17 protein-coding genes are annotated in these 23,011 nt (G+C 68.0%); 8 read left to right on the plus strand and 9 right to left on the minus strand.

What is annotated here, in order from left to right:
- Positions 1 to 35: 35 nt before the first annotated feature.
- From J2X01_RS15920 to J2X01_RS15930, 3 genes are all read right to left on the minus strand, one after another.
- Positions 36 to 1,349 (minus strand): DUF4192 family protein, encoded by a 1,314-nt coding sequence (locus J2X01_RS15920; protein WP_310059476.1) that lies wholly within the window; start codon positions 1,347 to 1,349, stop codon positions 36 to 38.
- A gap of 160 nt (positions 1,350 to 1,509) precedes the next feature.
- Entirely contained in the window at positions 1,510 to 2,841 is a 1,332-nt protein-coding gene (locus tag J2X01_RS15925; protein WP_310059479.1) for an MFS transporter, read from the minus strand.
- A 35-nt stretch (positions 2,842 to 2,876) separates the two neighbouring features.
- Positions 2,877 to 3,815 (minus strand): proteasome assembly chaperone family protein, encoded by a 939-nt coding sequence (locus tag J2X01_RS15930; protein WP_310059482.1) that lies wholly within the window; start codon positions 3,813 to 3,815, stop codon positions 2,877 to 2,879.
- A 290-nt stretch (positions 3,816 to 4,105) separates the two neighbouring features.
- On the opposite strand from J2X01_RS15930, the gene J2X01_RS15935 reads away from it, so the two are divergent.
- The 5 genes from J2X01_RS15935 to J2X01_RS15955 all read left to right on the plus strand — a co-directional run bounded on the left by J2X01_RS15935 (position 4,106) and on the right by J2X01_RS15955 (position 10,245).
- Positions 4,106 to 5,632 carry a leucyl aminopeptidase gene (locus J2X01_RS15935; RefSeq protein ID WP_310059485.1) on the plus strand — a complete coding sequence of 509 codons (1,527 nt, stop codon included), beginning with the start codon at positions 4,106 to 4,108 and terminating at the stop codon, positions 5,630 to 5,632.
- Positions 5,633 to 5,886: 254 nt separating this feature from the next.
- A complete protein-coding gene (lpdA, locus tag J2X01_RS15940) occupies positions 5,887 to 7,272 on the plus strand; it encodes a dihydrolipoyl dehydrogenase (protein ID WP_310059487.1) in 1,386 nt (461 codons plus the stop codon).
- 115 nt (positions 7,273 to 7,387) lie between these two features.
- Positions 7,388 to 9,121, plus strand: coding sequence for a 2-oxoglutarate dehydrogenase, E2 component, dihydrolipoamide succinyltransferase (sucB, locus tag J2X01_RS15945; protein WP_310059490.1), 1,734 nt, complete (start codon positions 7,388 to 7,390; stop codon positions 9,119 to 9,121).
- A gap of 156 nt (positions 9,122 to 9,277) precedes the next feature.
- On the plus strand, positions 9,278 to 9,628 hold the full coding sequence (locus J2X01_RS15950) for a hypothetical protein (protein WP_310059493.1): 351 nt from the start codon (positions 9,278 to 9,280) through the stop codon (positions 9,626 to 9,628).
- A gap of 188 nt (positions 9,629 to 9,816) precedes the next feature.
- Positions 9,817 to 10,245, plus strand: a complete 429-nt coding sequence (locus tag J2X01_RS15955; RefSeq protein WP_310059496.1) for an OsmC family protein — start codon at positions 9,817 to 9,819, stop codon at positions 10,243 to 10,245.
- A gap of 98 nt (positions 10,246 to 10,343) precedes the next feature.
- On the opposite strand, the gene J2X01_RS15960 is transcribed toward J2X01_RS15955, so the two are convergent.
- Positions 10,344 to 13,961: a S41 family peptidase gene (locus J2X01_RS15960; RefSeq protein ID WP_310059499.1), complete on the minus strand. Its 3,618-nt coding sequence runs from the start codon at positions 13,959 to 13,961 to the stop codon at positions 10,344 to 10,346.
- Positions 13,962 to 14,034: 73 nt separating this feature from the next.
- On the opposite strand from J2X01_RS15960, the gene J2X01_RS15965 reads away from it, so the two are divergent.
- Positions 14,035 to 14,937 (plus strand): TIGR01777 family oxidoreductase, encoded by a 903-nt coding sequence (locus J2X01_RS15965; RefSeq protein WP_310059503.1) that lies wholly within the window; start codon positions 14,035 to 14,037, stop codon positions 14,935 to 14,937.
- A gap of 46 nt (positions 14,938 to 14,983) precedes the next feature.
- On the opposite strand, the gene J2X01_RS15970 is transcribed toward J2X01_RS15965, so the two are convergent.
- From J2X01_RS15970 to J2X01_RS15990, 5 genes are all read right to left on the minus strand, one after another.
- Complete coding sequence (locus J2X01_RS15970; RefSeq protein ID WP_310059506.1) at positions 14,984 to 16,672, minus strand: serine/threonine-protein kinase; 1,689 nt, start codon at positions 16,670 to 16,672, stop codon at positions 14,984 to 14,986.
- Between the two features lie 113 nt (positions 16,673 to 16,785).
- The gene (locus J2X01_RS15975; RefSeq protein ID WP_310059508.1) at positions 16,786 to 18,129 is read right to left on the minus strand and encodes a dipeptidase; all 1,344 of its coding nucleotides are present in this window, start codon (positions 18,127 to 18,129) and stop codon (positions 16,786 to 16,788) included.
- 3 nt (positions 18,130 to 18,132) lie between these two features.
- A complete protein-coding gene (locus J2X01_RS15980; RefSeq protein WP_310059511.1) occupies positions 18,133 to 18,579 on the minus strand; it encodes a hypothetical protein in 447 nt (148 codons plus the stop codon).
- The gene (gadC, locus tag J2X01_RS15985) at positions 18,576 to 20,024 is read right to left on the minus strand and encodes a glutamate/gamma-aminobutyrate antiporter GadC (RefSeq protein ID WP_310059514.1); all 1,449 of its coding nucleotides are present in this window, start codon (positions 20,022 to 20,024) and stop codon (positions 18,576 to 18,578) included. The genes J2X01_RS15980 and gadC overlap by 4 nt, the downstream gene beginning before the upstream one ends.
- Before the next feature lie 192 nt (positions 20,025 to 20,216).
- Positions 20,217 to 21,503 carry an APC family permease gene (locus tag J2X01_RS15990; protein ID WP_310059518.1) on the minus strand — a complete coding sequence of 429 codons (1,287 nt, stop codon included), beginning with the start codon at positions 21,501 to 21,503 and terminating at the stop codon, positions 20,217 to 20,219.
- Between the two features lie 193 nt (positions 21,504 to 21,696).
- Between J2X01_RS15990 and lipB the strand changes: the two genes are divergently transcribed.
- Together lipB and J2X01_RS16000 are read left to right on the plus strand one after the other, a co-directional pair.
- Positions 21,697 to 22,365, plus strand: coding sequence for a lipoyl(octanoyl) transferase LipB (gene lipB, locus J2X01_RS15995; protein ID WP_310059520.1), 669 nt, complete (start codon positions 21,697 to 21,699; stop codon positions 22,363 to 22,365).
- A partial coding sequence (locus J2X01_RS16000; RefSeq protein WP_310059523.1) for a lipoyl synthase occupies positions 22,362 to 23,011 on the plus strand: 650 nt, incomplete at its 3' end. The genes lipB and J2X01_RS16000, both read left to right, overlap by 4 nt.

Raw genomic sequence — 23,011 nt, forward strand, 5'->3', positions numbered from 1 at the left:
GGCGGCACCCGCAGCAGCTCAGCGACAGCCTGGCGTCAGGCCACGTCCGGCTCGAACCTCTGCCAGGCAGCCTCCCTCCTCCCCGCCCAGCCGCAGAGCGTCCCGCGGCGGACCAGTTCGCCCAGCAGCTCCGCCAGCCGGTAGCCCGGCCGCTCCTCACAGGCCCGACTGAACAACGCGTCGGCGAAGGATCCCTTGCCCCGGCACCATTCAATCCAGCCCTGCCCGGTCAGCGCGGCGGCCCCGGCCTCGCCTCCGGCGGCGTCCAGCTGCTCAAGAACCCGCGCCAGGCGTGCCATCGAAGTCCAGTCCGGCAGCGGGGGTGCCAGCCCGAGCAGGACCTCGCCATAGCCGGGCATCTCCGGCCGGACACTCTCGCCGTCGCCGGCTCCACCGCTGCAGCCTTCGCCGCGTCGGCCGCCGGTCCCGGGGCGAAGGTTCCAGAGCGGGAAGCCTTCCAGCGGAGGCAATGGCGCCAGTGGCCTCGACGACGGCGCGGATCGAGGCACCGAACCACCCCCGCCGGCGCCGGGTGCGCCTGGGTCAAAGACGCCGAAGTCCTCGGCGCCCCGCTCCGCGGCCTCCGGCCCGGCGGCCGCCATCACGAGTACGGCGTCGCGCCAGGGCGGCACGCACAGGGACGCCCGCAGGTAACCCGTGAGCTCGGCCGCCAGTTTCGGCACGGGCGCCGGGGCGTGCAGGATCCGCGCCCAGACATCCAGCATCTGCCCGAACCGGAGCCTGTCCCGCGTGCACGCGGAGAACAGCAGCGCCCAGTCCCGCTCGGCCGCCAGTACGGCGGGATCTGCCGCGCCCGCGGGCGGCGTGCGGGCGGCAGTTCCAGGGGCAGCTCCAACCGTGCTGCCGCGGAAAACCATCTCGGCGCTGAGCCTGCTGTTCCTGATCTCCTCGACCGGCCGCCCCGGCGGTGCGCAGCACGACGGGTCGAAGCAATACGCATTGCGCCAGTAGTCCGCACCGACGAGCCAGGCGTCCTGCACCGGCATGCCCGCGCCGGCCAGCGCGTTCTCAAGCTCGGCCAGAAGTTCCGCCCACGGGGCACCGTCCCCGTCTGTTTCGGTGAACAGGGCAAGCAGCGAGCCGTCCGCGTTCTCGTCGGATTCCAGGTAGGACGCGACGGAACGGGCAAAGTTCGGGAGCGCGGCGGACGCTGGCCGGTCAGCGCTGCCGTCTTCGCCGGGGAGGTCGACGCGCAGCGTTGCGCCGAGCCGTTGGCCCTGCAGGGTCATGGCAACGAGGCTGTGGGCCGGCCAGTAACCCAGGGAATGCGGGATGAACCCGAGGATATCCTCCGGGCCGGTGATTCTCAGATGTTCGGGAGCTGTCATGAAGCAAGCGTGGCCGCCGGTGAGGGCCAGTGTTAGTCCCGGCGCCGGCTATGTGGAAAACCCCGCCCGGTTGACACCGCGCCGGCACCCTTCGCCGGACAACACCGCGACGCAGCCCTGGTCCGGCACAGCGGACACGGCCCGGGCAGCACCCCCGGAGTCAGGGCGTTCGGCGCCGCTCCGCGCTGAGCCTTCGCTGCTCGGCGAGAGACGCCAGCAGCGGAGGCACCACAACGCCCTGGACCGCCATCTGCTTGCGCACCTTCCGGCGGATCACGATGATGCCGCCCGCGCCTCCGGCCAGCAGGAGGAACTGCACACTCAGGGCGATCCGGAACGGATCCAGCCCGTAGAGCTCACCCTGGGAAAAGCCGGTGGCGTACAGGACGTCCAGGACCAGGCCGATCAGGTAGATGGCGATGAGCGCGGCAATGAAGCCGCCCACGTTCACAATCCCGGTGGCGGTGCCCATCCGGTGGGCCGGATTGAAGGTACGGGCGAAGTCAAAACCGATCATGGACCCGGGACCGCCGATGGCGAGCACCACCACAAGCCCGGCCAGCAGCCACAGCGGGGAACGGCCCGGGATCAGCAGCACAGCGGCCCAGGCCGCGGCGGTGGCGGCCGAGATCAGCAGCACCATGGTGGACCGCCGGAGCGGATGCCGCGCGACGAAGCTGCCCATCAGCGGCCCGGCAGCGATGGCCGTGGCCACATACAGCGTCATCAGCGCCGAAACGGCGGCGGCGTCCAGGCCCTGGGCGGAAATCAAGAACGGGTAGCCCCAGGTCATCGCGAAGACGGTGCCGCTGAACTGGACGGTGAAATGGCTCCACAGTCCCAGCCTGGTTCCGGGCTGCCGCCAGGCCTGGGACAGCGTGACGCCCGTGGCGCGCAGGCCCTGCGCTGGTTCCGGCGCGGGGTGCCCGGGCGGGCGGTCCTGCAGCAGGACGAGCACGAGCACTACGGCAAGGGCCGACATGGCCGCCAGCGCCAAAAATGCAGGGGTCCAGCCGGCGAGGTGCAGGATCATGGCGAACGGCACTACGCTGATGAGCTGGCCGAGCTGGCCGGACATTCCGGTCAGCTGCGTGAGCAGCGGAACGCGGGCCGGGGCGAACCAGATCGGGATCAGCCGGATCACGGCGATAAAAGTCATCGCGTCCCCGGCACCGACCAGCACGCGGCCCAGCACACCTCCGGGAATGTTCTCGGCGAACGCGAGCTGCAGCTGGCCCAGCCCCATCAGCAGGGCGCCGCCGGCGATCATCACCCGGGAGCCGAAGCGGTCCACGAGGATGCCAACCGGAATCTGCAGGGCGGCGTAGACAAGCAGCTGCAGCACGGTGAAGAAGGAAATTTCGGCCGCACTGGCATGGAAGCGTTCCGTGGCTTCGAGCCCTACCACGCCGAACGACGTCCGTTGGCTGACGGCCACCAGGTACGCGAAGACCCCGATGATCCAGATCAGCCAGGCGCGGGGTGAGGTCACCCGGCCCATTATGCCAGCGGTTGGACAAATATTATTTATTGGCCCGGTTCTTTACGGGCGAGATAGGCCTCGACAGCGGCACCAAGGGCGTCCGCGTTGGGAAGCTCGTCGTTCTCGTCGGCGAGCAGGGAGCGGCGTACAGTTCCTTCGGCGTTCTCGTCGTAACGGGTTTCGAGCCGTGAAACCACCTGCTGCACCTCTTCCGAAGCGTCAATCTGCTCGGCGATCTGGCGTCCGACTTCCCGGCCGGCCTCGCGGAGCCGGTCGGTGGGCAGCATAAGCGAGGTGGCCGCCCCGAGGTACTCGAGCCCGGCGACGGCGGCCGTGGGGTATTCGGCCTCGGCGAGGTAGTGCGGCACATGCATCACATAGCCGGCAACGTTGCGCCCGGCTTCCGTCAGCCGCAGTTCGAGGAGGTGGCCAACGGCGGCGGGCACCTCGACGGTGGGCTTCCAGACCGAAATACCCTCGATAAGGTCCGGGCGGTTTCCGTGCACCGTGACTCCCACCGGCCGGGTGTGCGGCACCGGCATGGGAATGGAGTGGATCCAGGTGACGAGGTTGACGTCCAGTTCCTCGACGATCCCTACGACGGCGCGGGCGAACCGCTCCCACTGCAGGTCCGGTTCGAATCCAGCCAGCAGCAGGAACGGGCTGCCGAGCCCGTCGACCAGCCTGTACATGGCCAGGCTCGGCGCCTGGTAGTCCTGCAGGTGGTCCTCGACGAAGCTGATCTGCGGGCGGCGTGACCGGTAGTCGATCAGCTGGTCGGCGTCGAACTCCGCAACCATCTCCGAGTCCAGGGTGTCCAGCATTTCGGCGGTGATCTGCCGGACGACGTGCCCGGCGTCGGCGAATCCGGTGAATCCCATGACGAGGTTCAGTCCGCGCAGTTCGGGGCTGTGGAACAGCGCGTCATCACGCAGGTAGAGCGATTCGGGGTCCAGCAGGGAGCCGGAAATCCGTTCAATCACGGCATGTTCCTTTCGTCGTAGTCATGGGGGCGGCCGGAAGGGCCCTGCGGGGCTGCGGCCTTGCTACCCGGTACAACACGCCGGAGTGCGGGCGCATTCCTGATCGTGGTGTGGCCCAGCTCTCATTCAATTGAACACCCGTGCCGGGGAGAGACTACGATCAGAACTGGCCTTAGGACGGCTTGAAGACACCCGGTTACGTCTCAAACCAACAGTGGCCGAGGCTCCATGGCAGGGCGCCGAACATGCAGTTCCTGCCGAAAAAACTCACAGAATTGAGGACTTCCCTCGTGGTCAAGAATACTGAAGTCACCCTTAGTGCAGTCGCCGGAGACCAGTTGCGGTCCCCCAGCGGTGCCCTCGTCATCGGCGTGGGGCAGGGCACCGACGGTCCCGTCCTGCTCAGCAACCCGCTGACAGCCAAGGCCGCCGAGGCCCTTGCGGAATCACTGGGTGTTCTTGGCATCACCGGGGCAGCCGACCAGGCCCACCGCCTCCCGGGCCTGAGCGAAGCCGGAGCGAAGGTCCTCGTGCTCGCCGGCGTCGGCAAGGTGTCCGGATCGCAGCGGGTCACCGAGGAAACCCTCCGCCGCGCCGCCGGCTCGGCCGTCCGCCAGCTCGCCGGTGTCGGCACGGTCACCCTGGCCCTCCCGACGTCGTCGCTCGGCGATGTGGCGGCTGTCGCCGAGGGCGCCGCGATGGGCGCCTACTCCTTCACCGAACACCGCTCCTCCAAGGCGGACCTGAAGGATCCGGTGAAGAACGTCATGATCGTCACGGACTTTGCCGCGGACAAGGGCCTGAAACCGGTACTGGACCGTGCCGCCCTGATCGGCAAGGCAGTCAACGCGACCCGCACGCTGGTTAACCAGCCGCCGAGCCACCTCTACCCCGAATCCTTCGCGGAAGCGGCCAAGGAACTGTCCAAGGGCCTGCCGGTCAAGGTGACCGTGTGGGACGAGAAGCGACTGGATAAGGAAGGCTTCGGCGGAATCCTCGGCGTCGGCAAGGGCTCCACCCGGCAGCCGCGCCTGGTCAAGGTCGAATACTCCCCCGCCAGGGCCACCGCCAAGATCGCCCTCGTGGGCAAGGGCATCACCTTCGACACCGGCGGGATCTCGCTTAAGCCGCACCTCGGCATGGGCGACATGAAGTCCGACATGGCGGGCGCCGCCGTCGTCCTTAATACTGTGTTGGCGATCGCCGGGCTGGGCCTGCCGGTCAAGGCGACCGCCTGGCTCTGCATCGCCGAGAACATGCCCTCCGGTGCGGCCCAGCGCCCGGCAGATGTGCTGACCATGTTCGGCGGAAAGACCGTCGAGGTCCTCAATACGGACGCCGAGGGGCGCCTGGTCATGGCGGACGGCCTCGTCGCCGCCAGCCAGGAGTTCCCCGATGCCATCATCGACGTCGCCACGCTCACCGGCGCGCAGCTGATCGCCCTCGGCGACCGCACCGCCGGCGTGATGGGCTCCGACTCCGTCACCGGGCCGATCAAGGCTGCCGCGGACCGCGCCGGCGAGCTGGTCTGGCCGATGCCGCTGCCCGACGAGCTGCGCCCCAGCCTCGACTCGCAGGTCGCGGACCTCGCCAACATCGGCGAACGCCACGGCGGCATGATGACGGCGGCCGTTTTCCTGCGCGAATTCGTCGGCAAGGGCAGGGATGGCGAGCAGATCCCCTGGGCCCACATCGACATCGCCGGCCCGTCCTTCAATAACGGCAGCCCCTACGGCTACAACCACAAGCAGGGCACGGGATGCACGGTGCGCACGCTCGTGGCCTACGTCGAGGACATTCTGGCCAAGACTGCCTGAGCCCCCAACCCGGCCAGGCGTGTGCGCGGCCCGGCGGCCGGGGCCGATGACCCCCGCCGCCGGGCCGCGTGACACTGGACACAAGCGCTGCACAAATGCCACGGCAAGGTGGAGCATGTATTAGTGGTTCGCTAAGGTGAACTGCGGTAGTCACAAATGAAAGGGAACAGTCCTGCTGGCATAATCACGGCAGGAAGTTCCAAGACCAGATGATGCGTACTCTCGTGTCATCGTTCACGCGAGGGAGCGTTTTAGTGGCCGATCAGGCAACTGCGCAAGAATTCGACATCCTGGTACTCGGCGGCGGCAGCGGCGGCTACGCAACTGCCCTGCGTGCCGTTCAGCTCGGCCTCACCGTCGGCCTCATCGAAAAGGCCAAGCTCGGCGGCACCTGCCTGCACAACGGCTGTATCCCCACCAAGGCGCTGCTGCACTCCGCTGAGCTGGCCGACCACGCCCGCGACTCGGCGAAGTACGGCGTCAACGTCACCCTCGACAGCATCGACATCACCGCTGTCAACGCCTACAAGGACGGCATCATTGCCGGCAAGTTCAAAGGCCTGCAGGGCCTGATCAAGGGCAAAAAGGGCATCACCGTCATCGAAGGCGAAGGCAAGCTCCAGGGCACCGACACCATCGTCGTGAACGGCACCGCGTACAAGGGCAAGAACATCGTCCTCGCGACCGGATCCTACTCCCGCACGCTGCCGGGCCTGGAAATCGGCGGCAAGGTCATCACCTCCGACGAAGCCCTCACCATGGACTTCATCCCCAAGAGCGCGATCATCCTGGGCGGCGGCGTGATCGGCGTCGAGTTCGCCTCGGTCTGGAAGTCCTTCGGCGTCGACGTCACCATCGTCGAGGGCTTGCCCTCGCTGGTCCCGAATGAGGACGCCACGATCGTCAAGGCCTTCGAGCGCGCCTTCAAGAAGCGCGGCATCAAGTTCTCCACCGGTGTCTTCTTCCAGGGCGTCGAGCAGAACGACGACGGCGTCAAGGTCACCCTCGTGGACGGCAAGACCTTCGAAGCCGACCTCCTGCTCGTGGCCGTCGGCCGCGGCCCGGTCACGGCGAACCTCGGCTACGAAGAGGCCGGGATCACCATCGACCGCGGCTTCGTCATCACCAACGAGCGCCTGCACACCGGCGTCGGCAACATCTTCGCGATCGGCGACATCGTCCCCGGCGTGCAGCTGGCGCACCGCGGCTACCAGCAGGGCATCTTCGTCGCCGAAGAAATCGCCGGCCTGAAGCCCGTCATCGTCGAGGACGTCAACATCCCCAAGGTCACCTACTCCGAACCCGAAATCGCCACTGTCGGCTACAGCGAGAAGGCAGCCAAGGAGAAGTTCGGCGAGGACCAGATCCAGACCCAGGAATACAACCTCGCCGGCAACGGCAAGAGCTCCATCCTGGGCACCACCGGCCTGGTCAAGCTGGTCCGCCAGAAGGACGGCCCCGTCGTGGGCGTCCACATGATCGGCGCCCGCATGGGCGAGCAGATCGGCGAAGCCCAGCTGATCGTGAACTGGGAAGCCTACCCGGAGGACGTGGCCCAGCTGGTCCACGCACACCCGACCCAGAACGAATCCCTGGGCGAGGCGCACCTGGCGCTGGCGGGCAAGCCCCTCCACGGCTAAGCATCTCCGCAGGACAACAGAGCTTGGTGCACCCGGCCGGAAATGCCGGGTGCACTAAGCTCGACCAAGGCAGCAATCATCCGCACTAAAGATCAATAAGGAGAACGGGGACGACATGTCTGAATCCGTTAACTTGCCCGCCCTCGGTGAGAGTGTCACCGAAGGAACCGTCACCCGCTGGCTCAAGCAGGTAGGTGACCGGGTAGAGGTGGACGAGCCGCTGCTCGAGGTTTCCACCGACAAAGTAGACACCGAGATCCCCTCTCCGATCGCCGGCGTGATCGAGGAAATCCTCGTCGCCGAGGACGAGACTGCTGAAGTTGGCGCGCCGCTCGTGCGCATCGGCGACGGCTCCGGTTCCGCCGGGGCGCCCGCCGCCCAGGCACCGGCCGAGGAAGCACCGGCCCCCGAGGCTGAAGCCCCCGCCGCCGAATCGCCGTCGGCCGCCGAAGCACCCGCCGCGGAAGCAGAGGCACCGGCACCCGCCGGCGAAGGCCACGAGGTCACGCTCCCCGCCTTGGGCGAGAGCGTCACTGAAGGCACCGTCACGCGCTGGCTCAAGAGCATTGGCGACACCGTCGAGGTCGACGAGCCGCTGCTCGAGGTTTCCACCGACAAGGTCGACACCGAGATCCCGTCCCCGGTCGCCGGCACCCTGCAGGAAATCCGCGTCGCCGAGGATGAAACCGCCGAGGTCGGCTCCGTCCTCGCTGTGATCGGTTCCGGCGCCGCTGCCCCCGCTGCGGCTCCCGCCCCGGAAGCCCCGAAGGCGGCACCGGCACCGGAAGCCCCCAAGGCGGCCGCTCCGGTGGAGGCCCCCAAGCAGGCGGCCCCGGCTGCACCGGCAGCGCCGGCCAAGGAAGCAGCCCCGGCCGCTCCCGCGGCTCCGGCCGCACCGGCCAAGGAAGCTGTGGTGGCCGCAGAGTCCGGCTACGTCACTCCGCTGGTCCGCAAGCTGGCCAATCAGCAGGGCGTGGACATCTCCTCCCTGAGCGGCACCGGCGTCGGTGGCCGGATCCGCAAGCAGGACGTGCTGGCAGCAGCGGAAGCCAAGGCAGCCCCGGCTCCCGCGGCGGCCGCTCCGTCCGCCGCACCGGCCGCGCGTCCCTCCGCTGACCAGTCCTCGCTGCGCGGCACCGTGCAGAAGGCCCCGCGGATCCGCCAGGTCATTGCCCGCCGCATGCGCGAGTCGCTGGACATCTCGACCCAGCTGACCCAGGTGCACGAGGTGGACATGACCAAGGTCGCCAAGCTGCGCGCCAAGGCCAAGAACTCCTTCCTGGCCCAGAACGGCTCCAAGCTGACCTTCCTGCCCTTCATCGCCAAGGCTGTCGCCGAGGCCCTGAAGCAGCACCCCAAGGTCAACGCCTCCTACGACGAGGACAAGCAGGAGATCACCTACCACAACGCCGAGCACCTGGCGATTGCGGTGGACACGGACAAGGGCCTGCTGGTTCCGGTCGTCTCCGATGCCGGCAACCTGAACCTGGCCGGCCTGGCTGGCAAGATCGCCGACGTCGCGGACCGCACGCGCAACGGCAAGATCGGACCGGACGAGCTCTCCGGCGGAACCTTCAGCATCACCAACATCGGTTCCGTGGGCGCCCTGTTTGACACCCCGATTATCAACCAGCCGCAGGTTGCCATCCTGGGCACCGGCGCGATCGTGAAGCGGGCCGTCGTTGTCGCCGACGAAAACGGCGACGATTCGATCGCCATCCGCTCGATGATGTACCTCTCCCTGACCTACGATCACCGGCTGGTCGACGGCGCCGATGCGGGACGTTTCCTGCAGACGCTGAAGGCACGCCTCGAGGAAGGCGCCTTCGAAGCCGACCTCGGGCTCTAGCCTCGAGAGGTTCAGAAACACCGACGGCGACGGCGGTGCGGACGCCGGTGGGAAACCACCGGCGTCCGCACCGCCGTCGCCGTTTTTGCGGTTCCGTCCCTGGACGCCCGGCGGGTCCTACTACGGTGCGTAGAAGACTCTGGCTACACTGATGCCATGAACATCGTCTATAACGTCATGGTCTTCCTGCACATCATCGGCGCCGCCATGATCGTGGGCATCTGGATCGGCCAGATGAAAAAGCCCACCGTCCACCCCCGCCAGTTCGACGGCGCCGTCCTGCAGCTCATCACCGGCGTCGTCATGATGGGTCTTATCCCGGCCCTGGACATGAACGCCAACTACATCAAGCTCGGCATCAAGCTCGTCATTGCCCTGGTCGTGGGTGTGCTCGCGTTCATCGGCAGCCGCAAGTACAAGAAGGGCGAGCCGGTCAGCAAGGGCCTCGCCCACAGCGTCGGCGGCCTGGCGCTGCTCAACGTGGCCATCGCCACGCTCTGGCAGTAGCCCGCGCCCGCCCCGCCGACGACGGCGACGCACCCCGGGCGGGGCGCGTCGCCGTCGTCGTCGGGAATTCAGACAATCCACTCAGAGCGGACACCGGTGCGGCGGCACCGCCAAATCCCTAGGATGGGAAGCGACATGATCCGGTGGATCTCCGGATCCATGGGAATCAACGATCTTGAGGAGTGGACATGGCAGCAACACGCACCGCACACACTGTATGGAATGGCGACCTGATGACGGGTGCCGGCAACACCACGCTGGACAGCTCCGGGCTGGGCAACTTCGACGTCACCTGGAAGGCGCGCACCGAGGCCTCCGAGGGCAAGACCAGCCCCGAAGAGCTGATCGCCGCCGCACACTCGGCCTGCTTCTCCATGGCGTTCAGCCACGCCCTCGCAGGCGCCGGCCACACGCCCGAGGAAGTCAACACCAAGGCCGATGTCACCTTCGTGCCCGGCACCGGCATCACGGACAGCCACCTGACCGTCAGCGCGCGGATTCCGGGGATCACGGAAGATGAATTCCAGCGGATCGCCGAGGAAGCCAAGATCGGCTGCCCGGTCTCGGGTGCCCTCACCGGCCTCAAGATCACCCTGGACGCCAGCCTGGTCTCCTAGCGCGTCACGCCGCAAACTGAACTGAAGGCCCCCGTTCCCTGCTGGTCAGGGAACGGGGGCCTTCGGTTTGGGCGGCTGCGCCGGGCGGGCGGCGCTGCCTAAGCCGGCGTACCCTGGGCCTGGCCGCCGGGCCGGCGGGCCGGCAACGGGGCGGGCCGGACCTGGCGGTAGCCTTCGCGCAGCGGCGGCCGGTCGGTGGGCAGCTCCTGGATCATTTCCTTGAGCGCGCCGATACCGTATTCCAGCTGTGGGTCAGTGCCGGCGGCATAAGCGTGCGGCGGGAAGGTCACTTCGATGTCCGGGGCGACACCGAAGTTCTCGACCCCCCAGCCCACACCGCCGGAGAACCAGGTGGCGTAGCGCGGCTGGGTCACTCCGGTCCCGTCCGCGAGGGCGAAGCGGTTGTCAATGCCGACGACGCCGCCCCAGGTCCGGGTGCCGATGACCGGGCCGATCCCCCGCAGTTTGGAAACCTGGGTGATGATGTCGCCGTCGGATCCGGCGAATTCGTCGGTGAGGATGATGACGGGTCCGCGCGGTGCGTGGTGCGGGTAGGTGCGCGGCCGCTCCCCGCGGGGCATGCTCCAGCCTGTGACCTTGCGGCCGATTAGCTCCGCGACGAGCTGGGAGGTGTGCCCTCCCCGGTTGCGGCGGACGTCGACGATCAGCCCGTCAAGGGCCGTTTCGGTGTCGAGGTCACGGTGCAGCTGGGCCCAGCCGTTGGCCATCATATCGGGGATGTGCAGGTAGCCGAAGGTTCCCTGTGAGGCCTGCCGGACGGTCCGGCGGTTCGCGGCCACCCATTCCTGGTACCGCAGCCGCTCCTCGTCCCGGACCGGGACGACGGCCACACGGCGCTGCTGTCCGGCCTGGCTCCCGTGCCCTGCGCCGTTGCGCAGCGTGAGCTCGACGGCTCGTCCCGCGGCGCCGACCAGCTGCATCGCGGGCGTGCGCGCGTCGGTCAGCTCGACGCCGTCGATCGCCAGCAGCACGTCGCCGGTCTTTGCGTCCGCGCCCGGGCGGGTAAGCGGCGAGGTGGCAAGCGGGTCGGAGGACTCCCCCGCGAGGATCCGGGTGATCTCCCAGCCCTCGCCGGTGAAGGCGAGATCCGCGCCGAGCCGGCCCTGGCCGTTGCTGCCGTTCTCGGTGACGGCGGCGGGACGGACGTAGGCATGCGAGGTGCCCAGCTCACCGTGGAGCTCCCACAGCAGGTCCACGAGGTCGTCGTGCGAGCCGAGCCGGTCCACAATCGGGCGGTAGCGGGCGTGCACCGAGTTCCAGTCCTGCCCTGCCATATCTTCCGTCCAGAAGAAGTCGCGCTGGAGCCGCCAGGCTTCATCGAAGGCCTGGCCCCAGACGCTCAGCGGATCGAGTTGCACGCGGATGCGGCCGAGGTCGACCTTGACCAGCTGGCCCGACTCCTCGTCCGCCTTGGCGTTGGCGGGCGCGACCCGGATCTGCTTGTCCTGCAGGACCACGACCTTTTCGCCGTCGCCGGAGAGCCGGTAGCTGTCCACGGCGTCCACGATGGTGGTGGCCTTGCGCCGGGCCAGGTCGAAACGGACCAGGCAGGGCGCAGCGTTCTTGTCCTCGAGGCTGGCGCGGCCCTCGCCGGTGACGCCGAAGAGTTCGCTGTCGAGCCAGAGCAGTGCCCCGGCGGTGGCGGTGAGGCCGGAGTAGTTGCCCTGTGGCACCGGCACGCTGATGACACGGTGCGCCAGGCCCTCGGCGTCGACCCGGACCGCAGGAACCGCGTCGGCGCTGTTGGCTGCGTCGTCCGCGGCAGTTCCGGCCGCCGGGGCTTCCTGTAGGCCGACGCTCGGGCCGAAGGGCGAGGGTGTGTCTGCGGCCAGGGCCACGAGGTAGGGCTTGATCGGGCTCGGGAAGGACAGGTCGAAGGAGTGTCCGTCATATACCGGATCAAAGCTTCGGTTGGAGAGGAACGCCAGGTACCGGCCATCGGGCGTGAACGACGGCGACTCGTCGCGGAAGCGTCCGTCGGTGACGTCGATGATGGGTCGTGTCCCGTCGGTTGCGGCGCCGGCGGCGTCAACCTTCGTGATGCGCAGCCGGCTCCGGGAGCCGAAGGAAGTGACCGGCTCGGACCAGCCCAGCCAGGCCGAGTCCGGGGACCAGCTGAATCCTTCGATGCTGCCGTCGCCGATGCTGCTCACGAGGGACAGCGTGCCCGTGCGGGTGTCCGCGAGGTAGATGTCACCGAACGCGGTGCCAACGGCGAGCCAGTGGCCGTCCGGGCTGGCCTCGATGGCGCTGGCCCGGGTCGGCTTGGGGAATTCGATTCTGACCAGTTGAACGGGCTGTCCCTGCTGCGCCGGGGCCACCGCTTCCGCCGGGTCGGCGGTGTCGGCCGCGTCGACTGTGTCGACTGTGTCCGCGGTGTCCTGGTGCGTTCCGGCCGCCGATGCTGCCGGGATTGGCGCTACGGCCCCCGGCCGCGTGAGGGCTGAGGCCGAGACGGGGCGGGGCAGGGGCGTGCCGGCGCCGGTACCCTCCTGCGCCCTGGCCCCGTTCAGCGGAGCCGCAGCTGCCTGCTGTCCCGTGTCCGGCTTTCCGGGGGCCGGCTGTCCGGCGTTCGGCTGTCCTGGGCCCGGCTGTCCGGAGACCAGGGGTCCGGCAATCTGCTTCAAATACAGGGCTTCGACGCCGTCGTGGTCGGCCACGTACGCGATCCGGCCCTCGCCGAACGGGCGGGGCAGGCGGGCCCGGACACCGGGCGTGGCTTCCAGGACCCGTGAGGGGCCGTCCTTGTGGCGCAGCCAGTGCAGCGTGCCGTGGGCTTCCACTGCGCTGGAGTCGCCGGTGCGGTCCGGAACCACATCTCCCAGATGCCGTGACGGCTTCAGCGGCGCTGCGCGGCGGGCCTGTGACGCCGACCCCAGCGAAATGCCGAGTTTAACGGCGTCCGAGCCGAGGTCCGGCAGGAGCCACAGCTCACCGGCCGATTCGAAGACGATGCGCCGGCCGTCAGTCGCGGCGTGCCGGACGTAGAAGTCTTCATGGTCCGTGTGGCGGAGCAGTTCAGAGCCGTTGGGCAGCACGGAGTAGAGGTTGCCATAACCCTCGTGGTCGGAGAGGAAGGCGATCCGGCCGTCGACCCACATCGGATCGGTGAGGTTGCCATCCAGCCCGGCGGCGAGGCGTTCAAACTCACCATTTCCGTCGGCATCGATCCAGAGCTTGCCGGCGGCACCGCCCCGGTAGCGCTTCCACCAGGCGGGCTCGCGGGAAAGCACGCTGGCCAGGACCACAGGGCGTTCGTCACCGACCACCGGTCCGAAGGCGACGGATTCCACCGGGCCCAGAGGGAGTTCGGTGGCCCAGCCGCCCGCGACCGGCAGGCTGTAGGCGTGGGTGTGGCGGCTGTCTGCCTGGCGGAAGGCGCTCGTGACCAGGACGTCGCCGTCGGGCGTGAAGCCCTTGACCTTGGTGGTGGCGTGGCCGAAGTAGCTCAGCTGGCGGTATCCGCCGCCGTCGACCTCCGCGGTGACAACTTCCGGCGTCGTCCCTTGAACGACGGTCCACACCAGCCGCTTGCCGTCCGGGGTGAAGCGGGGGTTGCGGGCGGGCAGCTGCAGCGAGGACACGCGCCAGGCGCGGCCGCCATCAAGGGGCGCGATCCAGACGTCGTCCTCAGCCACGAAAGTGACCAGGTCGCCGTGCAGATGCGGGAAACGGAAGTAACTCGAAGAGGTCATCGTTAGATCATAGTCAAGACGGGACTTCCCCCCGGGAGGTACCCCGGCCGTGCCGGGCATGGTGAGATGGATCATGCGAATCATAGTTGGCGGCGCCTCCGGGCTGATCGGAACCGCCGTTTCCCATTCCCTGCGCAGCGCCGGGCACGACGTCGGCGCGCTGGTCCGGCGGCCGCCCGCAGCACCGTCCGAGTTCCAGTGGGACCCTGCATCAGGCAGCATCGACGAGTTGGCGCTCAAAGGTGCGGACGCCGTGATCAACCTCTCCGGCGCCGGTATCGGCGACCGGCCCTGGACCCGGTCCCGCATCAACGAACTCCGCAACTCGCGGCTGGGAGCGACCCGGACCCTGACGGCGGCGATGGGTCGCCAGGACACACCGCCGGCGGTGTTCCTGAGCCAGTCCGGCTCCAACTATTACGGCAACGCCGGACTGGCGGTGCTCCGGGAGAACGCACCCGCCGGCAGCGGGGTGCTGGCCCGGATCTGCGCCGACTGGGAGGCTGCCGCCCACGAGGCTCCGGCCGGCGTCCGGGTGGTCACTCCCCGGACCGGCGTCGTCCTGAGCCGTTCGGGTGGCGCTCTCGGACGCCTGATGCCGTTGCTGCGCCTGGGCGTGGGCGGACCGCTGGGCAACGGCCGGCAATATTGGCCCTGGATAACGCTCCCTGATGTTGCCGGCGCCTTCGAGTTCCTGCTCGGCAGCCCGCTGTCAGGCCCGGTGAACCTCTGCGCCCCCGAGAGCGCGGACGTGAATTCGCTGATCGCGCAGCTGGCCGGGGCCCTGCACCGCCCTGCGGTGTTCCGCGTCCCCGCGCCGGTGCTGCGGCTGGTGATGGGCAAGCTGGCCGACGAGCTGCTGCTCGGCAGCCAGCGGATGGAACCGGCGGTCCTGAGCGAAGCAGGCTTTCAATGGCAGCATCCGTCCCTCGCCCAGGCTGCCGCCTGGGTAGCGGAACGCGGTTCGAAGAACTGAAGACCGCTGCCCGCCAGCCTGGGCTCAAGGAACCGGGAGTCGTGCCCTAGCCGCCAGACGTGCCGGCGGCCGGGAGGATGTCCTGAATCCTCCAACGTCCTTCAACCGGCGCCAGTACCAGCCGCAGCCGCTGTTCGGGCCCGGCAGCGGCCTCGGCCAGCACCGCTCCAGTGGAGTCGCGTTCCTGGTAGGCGGGCGTGCCGGCGGTGACCACCACGACCGCCTGGGAGGGACCGTTGTTCCCCTCTGCGGCCACACCGGTCAGGAGGATGGTAAAGCCGGCCAGCACCCGGCCGGACTCCCGAAGCCCGGCGCTGATCCGTCCGTCCGCCACGGCCGCGGTCGACGCCGGGACGTTGACCTGGTCCAGCAACCCGAAGTCCCCCGAGCTGAACGCAAGGGAGCGCAGCTGGGCCAGCCCGCGGACGGCTTCCTCGGGGTCCGTTGACGCAAGCTGGTCCTGCACCTCCGGAGAAATGACCGGGGCAGTCCGCACGGGCGCCCCGGGAGCTGGTGCGGACTGACTGACCGACCGTGGCTGCTCGTCGGCAAAGTTGAGCCACGGTGAGGGCATCCGGGCACCAGCAAACGCCCACACGGTGACGAGGGCACCGCTGAGGGCAAGGCCCACGGCGGCTGCCCGGTAGCCCCGGCGGTAGCCCGTCCGACCCGCAGGTTTCGGACGGGCCAGGCCGTTGCGGGAGGAGCCCCGGCGGGCGGAGTGCCGCGCGGTGCCCCCGGAACGAAGTTCGGCGGGGCGAGGCTTGGGGAATCGGCGGTGGTGCAACCGGAGCCGTTCGGCCCACCGTGCCCGCGCCGTGCGGGGGACGGTCCGCCGTGTCAGCAGTTGCGGGATGACCGTGGGGTGGACGGAGACCGAGAGGTCCACGGCTGCGGCCGCAGCGCTGCGATGCACGGCGGCTGAGAGCTCTGCGGCAGAAGGCCGTAGCCGGCGGTCCTCCTGAAGTCCGGCTTCCAGCGCTGCCGTCAGCGCCGGCGGAACTCCCGGAACCAGCAGCGGAAGCGGCGGCCGCTGCGCACCCGGTTCGGGGGCGCGTCCGGTCAGGCAGTACCAGCCGAGCGCCGCGAGTGAATACACATCGCGCTCCGGCTGCAGTCCGGCCCGGACGGCGTCAACGGGCGCCGGGTCGCGGAAGCCCTCCGTCCCGGCGTCGGCCACCGCCTGAGCGTCAGCCATCATGCGTGCCACACCCAGATCGGCCAGCAGCGGTTTGCCGTGCGCGGTGAACAGCACATTGCCGGGTGAGACGTCGCCGTGCGTAAAGCCCTGGCCATGCAGGTACGCGAGCGCCTGCGCGATCGGGGTCAGCACCGTCACCGTCTCCCCCGGTCCCAGCATTCCGCGGCCAGCCACGAGCTGCCCCAGCGACCCGCCCGCCGCATAGTCCATGATCAGCCCGAGGCGTACCCCGGCCACCCCGTCCAGCCGGACGACGTCGCGTGCCTTGACCAGGTGCTCGTGGTTTAGGACCGAGAGTATTCGGATCTCGCGCCGGACAGAATCCTCAACATCCCCCGCCCCGGCGTAGGCATCCGGGATGTGCCGATCCGGCAGCACAAAACTCTTAAGGGCGAAGTCGCGCTGCGTCAGTTCCTCGGTCACGAGCCAGACGACGGCAGAGCTGCCCCGGCCAAGCTCCCGGCCGACGGCATAGCCGTGAAGTTCGGGAATTCCCGCGTCCGCGCTGCCGCCCACTTCAGCAAATTCGTCCATGTACTAGGAATAGCCGATTCCGCCCGCCCGCGCAGAAGTTATCCACAGCCACCGCCGTTGTGCCCGGAGGGCTCGAACCGCTCCACTCCGGACGAGGTGCGGGACGAGGCCCGTCAGCCGGTGTTCGCGTACCGCTGGAGGAACAGGGCCAGGGACAAGGCCATGGCCCGGATCTCGTTCGGATCGACGCTCTCATTCGGTGCGTGGATGAGTGCAAGCGGTTCCTCGACCCCCAACAGGATGATCTCCGCGTCCGGATAGGTATCGGCGAACACGTTGCAGAGCGGGATCGACCCCCCTTGCCCAAGAGTGGTCATCGGCTGGCCGTAGGCCTCAAGCATCGCGGCACCCATGGCCTCGAAGGCGGGCCCGCCGACGGCCGCCCTAAAGGGTGACCCGATGGCCTCCAGGTCCACCGTGACGTGGACGCCCCAAGGCGCTGCGGCCGTGAGGTGTTCTACCAATGCGGCGTGGGCATTATCGGCGGCCATACCCGGCGGTACGCGCAGGTTGAGCCGGGCGGACGCCTGCGGCACGATTGCCGCCGTCGAGCCGGTCACCGGGGGGCAATCGATGCCGAGCACGGTGAGGGCAGGCCTGGCCCAGAGCATGTCGGAAACGCTGCCATCCCCCAACAACGCGACGCCTTCGAGCAGGCCGGCGTCGGACCGGAATTGCTCCGGCGGATAAGGTGCGCCGGTCCACGTCTGGGTGTTGTCCAATCCCGTGATCGTGGTGTTGCCTTGCTGGTCGCGCAATCGTGCCAGCAGGGAGATCAGCGCGGCGAGCGCGTCGGGGGCGGCACCTCCGAACATGCCGGAGTGAAGTTCCGACGCCAACGCCTCCACCGTCACCACAACGTTGACCATGCCGCGCAGGGTCACGGTGGCCGCGGGGTGACCCACGGCGGCGTTGCCGGTGTCGCAGACCAGGATGGTGTCGGAACGGAACAGATCCGGGTGGCTCGCGACAAACGCCTCGAGCCCACCGGTGCCCTGTTCCTCCGACCCCTCGACAACCAGCTTCAGATTCACCGGAACGTCGCTGCCGAGCGCCCTGAGCGCGAGCACAAGGGCGAGGATGTTGCCTTTGCAGTCGGCGGCGCCCCGGCCATACCAGCGGCCGCCCGACTCAGTGAGTTCGAAGGGGGGAGTCCGCCACGCGGAATCATTGAGCGGAGGCTGCACGTCGTAGTGCGCGTAGAGGAGCACAGTGGGCGCATCCGGATCGGGTCCCGGTCTCGAGCCGACCACCGCGTCGGAGCCGTCCGGCGTCCGCTCGAGGCGGGCATCGGAAAATCCGAGCGCGGCAAATTTGGCGAGCACCCACTGCGCAGCCTTCGCGCACTCCTCGGCGGGGAACTGCCGGGCATCCGCGACCGACCGAAGGGCCACGAACTCCGCGAGCTCGCCCCATGCCGGGCGCATCAGGTCGGTGATGCGTGACCGCAGTTCCACGGCTCACGCACCACCTGTGTGGACCGTCTTGAGGTCGTCGATGAACTGCTGGAACTCGGCCAGCTCATCCGGGCAGTAGATCTGGAGAATCGCGAGCTCGCCTTGGACGATTCGGGCGTTCGCGATGACCGGCCTGCTTCCGGGTCCGGTGGCCCCGTTCGAGAGCTGGCTCAGGAACGTGGCCCGGCTCAGCGCGTCGTTCGGGTTCGCGCAGACCGCGCCGCCGTCGTCGCCGAGTACCCGGGCTATCTGTTCGCGCTGGGGTGCCGTACCCCCGGCAGCCTCGATCGTCGCTATGAGCTGGTCGGCCTTCTCCAGGGACTGTTGCGTCTCCCTCGCCGAGCGGAAGTTCACCAGTGCGATAACAGCGAAGACTACGAGCAAGATCATGGAAACGATGTAAAGGACCGAGCGACCGCGCTTGGTTGAGGACTCCATCTGCGTGCTCATGACTCTGGCACCTCCGTCTGCCTCTCTTGGTCAGGCAGCTTCCAGGAAGGCTTGCGCAGCTTGTAAAAGAGGAACGGCACGAGCAGGCCGAGCCCCAGTGCGCCGCCGCCGACGATCAGGAAATAGACAATCGGATCGCCGTTGCCGAACTGCGACGGCGGGACGAACCCGACGAGCAGGGCGGCCAGGGAGGCGGCGAATCCGACGCCGCACAGCCCGATCAGCATGGGCGCCCGGTAGCCACGCGGGTGGTCCGGGTCGTTGCGGCGCAGCCGGACAGCGGCCACGAACATCAGCAGGTACATGATCAGGTAGACCTGCGTGGTGATCACCGAGAAGATCCAGTACGCGCTGGAGACATCCGGGATCAGCGCGTAGCCGAGTGCGATCACGGTGGTGATGAGCCCTTGGACGACCAGGAGGTTCTGCTGGATGCCGTTCTTGTTCAGCTTTTGCAGGAACGGCGGGAGGTACCCTTCCTCACGCGAGATCAGCAGCAGGCCTTTGGATGGACCGGCCAGCCAGGTCAGCATGCCGCCGAGGGAGGCAGCAACCAGCATGATGCCGAGGATCGGCGTGAGGCCCTGCATGTTGAAGGACGCCAGCACCGCGTCGAAGGCCTGCATGACCCCCGCTGTGAGGGAGAGTTCTTCGGCCGGGACGATCCAGCTGATCGCCAGCGCCGGCAGGATGAAGATCAGGAGGACGAGCCCCATGGCCAGGAACATCGACTTCGGGTATTCCTTGGGCGGGTCCTTCAGGGCGGACACGTGCACGGCGTTCATCTCCATGCCGCTGTAGGACAGGAAGTTGTTCACGATCAGCACCAGGCTGGCCAGCCCGGCCCATTCGGGGAAGAAGTTTGCCGCGGTCATCGGCGCGGCGGAGGGATTGCCTTGGCCGAGGAAGACCGCACCCAGGATGACGAGCAGGGCGCCCGGGATCAGGGTGCCGATGATCAGGCCACCGCTGGCCAGGCCTGCCACGCCCTTCGTGCCGCGGGATGAGACATACACGCCGGCCCAATAGAACACCACTATCACCAGGGCCGTCCACACGCCGTTGCTGGCCAGCGCCGGGTTGAAGACGTAGGCGAGGGTGCTGGCGACGAATCCCAGCAGTGTCGGATAGTAGAAAATCGTCATCGCGAACTGGCACCACACCGCCAGGAAGCCCATCGGCTTGGAGATGCCCGACGCTACCCAGTTGTAGATGCCGCCCTTCCATCCGGACGCCAGCTCAGCTGACACGAGGGAGGTGGGCAGCAGGAACACGATGGCGGGAACCACGTAGAGGAAGACCGAGGCCAGGCCGTAGACGGCCATGGTCGGGGCCGCACGGAGACTGGCCACCGAACTCGTGGTCATCAGCGCCAGGGCCACCCAGGAGATCCACACCGCCGTGGGCACCTTGGGGCGGGCCAGTGTCTGATCAGCGCTGCTCACAGCAGCCACATCCCTGGGTGTCCCGTGGTCTGCGCCACGGGCCAGGCGGAGCCAACCGCCTGGGGCGAGTAGTCGACGGCTTGAACATGCCACTGCCCCCTTATCACACAAAGTGCTCGGTGCCTATAGCATGGACCTTGGAATTAGCCGGGAATAGTACCGATCTCCCCTATACGTGAGGTCGCCGTGGTGCTAATTTGCGCGCCTTCGGTGGCGCTTCCAGAGCAGGTCGGTGATGAGGGCCAGGGCAAGGATCACCACCAGTGCGGCGGCCGTGGCGGGTTCGTTGACGAGCGTGGTCGTGCAGAACACGACGAACGTTCCCATGGTTGCGACCAGGGCGATGATGAGCACCATAAGCAGGGCGCCGGTCTCCTTGTACACCTTGAAGTGGGCCACGGTGACCGCGGAGAAAACCAGCAGGGCAACCGCGCTTCCGAGCGACGCGATGCTGTTGAGGTTGAACGCCAGCACCATCACGGCCGCGAGCCCGGCCATCACCAGCAGCCCGACCGGCACGTGCCGGCGGCCCAGGGAGCTGCCGAACACCGGTGGGAACTGGCCCACCAAGGCGAGGTGCCGGGTCATGCCCACCGAGGGGTAGAGGCTGGCGTTCACTGCCCCGGCGGTGGAGAGCAGGGCGGTGACCACCATCAGCACGTATCCGAACTGGCCCAGGGTGGGCTTGGCTGCCTCGGCCAGGGCCGTCGCGCCGTATTCGACAACCTGGTCGGCGGTCAGTGTCCCGAAGACGCCCAGGGAAACCGCGACGTAAACTGTCGTGGCGATCGCCAGCGCCAGGTACATGGCGCGGGGCAGTTGACGGGACGGGGCAGGCAGATCCTTCGCGGTGAAGGTGATGACGCCGAATCCGAGGAAGGCGAAGAACGTCAACGCCACGCTCGCGATGATCTCGCGGACGCCGGGGTAGCCGGCCGGGTCGAGGAGCGCGGGGTTCCAATTCGCGATGGTGACGATCGCGAACACGGACAGGATGGCCAGCACCAGTTTCACGATCAGGGATTGGACTCTTGCGACTGCCGTGGAGCCGACGGCGTTCAGTGCCGTCATCACCAGGATGAGGGCGACGGCGAACGCCTTGGCCCAGCCTGGATCGCGACCGGTCAGGACGGCGCTGGCATAGCCACCGAAGGACGAAGCCACCATTGCCCCGACGATCGCGCCGGTCACATAGAAGAGCCATGACACAATCCCGGTGACATGACCCTCACCGAACCCGCGGGCCAGGTAAGCGAGCATGCCCCCGCCCGAAGGAAACGCGGCGCCAAGCTTCGCGAACGAGTAGCCCTGGAGACCAGCGATGGTGCCGGCAACCAGGAAGGAGACCCACACCGCCGAGCCGGCGACGGCGCCCGCCGCTCCCAGCAGCGCGAAGATTCCTGCGCCCACCATCGACCCCACCCCGATGAACGCCGCTTGCATGACGGTCATCTGCTTCTTCGGAATGGTGGTCGACATGGCGTCCCTCCCGTGGTCAGGCGCCTGCGTGCGGCAGCCTCGCAGGGACACTACCACCGCGTCCCGGACCGCGGAACCCCTCCGGACGGCCGGACCACCTCCCGAACGCCGACGACTGATCGTCCACCCGGTCGGGGTGAGAGCTTGGCCACAGAATCAGCCTCTGGGACAGCCGGGGTCTAAGCTGGATGCCATGGCTCTTGAGTTTTCCCCGCTGGGTCTTGCCCCGGAATTTGTTGATTACACCCGCGGCTGGGACATCCAGCGCGAACTCCATGAGAGGGTTCTCGCCGGTACAGCCCCCAGCACGGTCCTGCTGCTCGAACACGCCGCCGTCTACACGGCCGGCAAACGCACCGAAGACCATGAACGCCCCTTTGACGGCACCCCGGTGGTCCCCGTTGACCGCGGCGGCAAGCTCACCTGGCACGGTCCCGGACAGCTGGTTGGCTACCCCATCATCAAGCTCAAGAACCCGGCTGGCATCCGCGACTACGTGGAGCGGCTCGAAGCCGTGATCATCGCCGTGCTGGCCGACTACGGCATCGCCGCCGTCCGGATCAAGGGCCGCGCAGGAGTCTGGCTCGACCAGGACGAGAAGGGCCCCGCGCGCAAGATCGCCGCGATCGGCATCCGCGTCCATGAGGGCGTCACGATGCATGGCTTTGCGATCAACTGCAACAACGACCTTGCGCCGTACGCCCAGATCATCGCCTGCGGCATTACCGACGCCGGCGTCACCACGATCTCGCAGGAGATCGGCCGGGACGTTACCCCCGCCGATCTCGTGTCCCGGATCATCGAAGAACTGCGCAACAATGAAGAAGCGTTAGTTGCAACCCATGAAGGAGCTTTACTGTGACCCTGGCACCCGAAGGCCGGAAAATGCTGCGGATCGAGCAGCGCAATGCGGCCACCCCGGTGGAACGCAAGCCGGAATGGATCAAGGCCAAGGTCCAGATGGGCCCCGAGTTCGTCCAGCTCAAGAACCTCGTGAAGAAGGAAGGCCTGCACACCGTGTGTGAGGAGGCCGGCTGCCCGAACATCTTCGAATGCTGGGAAGACAAGGAAGCGACCTTCCTGATCGGCGGCTCCGAGTGCACCCGCCGCTGCGACTTCTGCCAGATCGACACCGGCAAACCCTCCCCCGTGGACGTTTTCGAACCCACCAAGGTCGCCCGCTCGGTCCTGGCCATGGCCCTGCGCTACGCCACCGTGACCGGTGTGGCCCGCGACGACCTCGCCGACGAGGGCGTCTGGCTCTACGCCGAAACGGTCCGCAAGATCCACGAACTGAACCCCGGCACCGGCGTCGAACTCCTGATCCCGGACTTCTCCGGCCGGCCCGAGCACATCGCGGCGATCTGCGACTCCGCCCCCGAGGTCTTCGCGCACAACGTCGAGACCGTCCCGCGGATCTTCAAGCGCATCCGCCCGGCCTTCCGCTACGACCGCTCCCTGGACGTCATCACGCAGGGCCGCAACCTCGGCATGGTCACCAAGTCCAA

The sequence above is a fragment of the Arthrobacter ginsengisoli genome, assembly GCF_031456935.1.
Classification (GTDB): Bacteria; Actinomycetota; Actinomycetes; order Actinomycetales; family Micrococcaceae; genus Arthrobacter; species Arthrobacter ginsengisoli.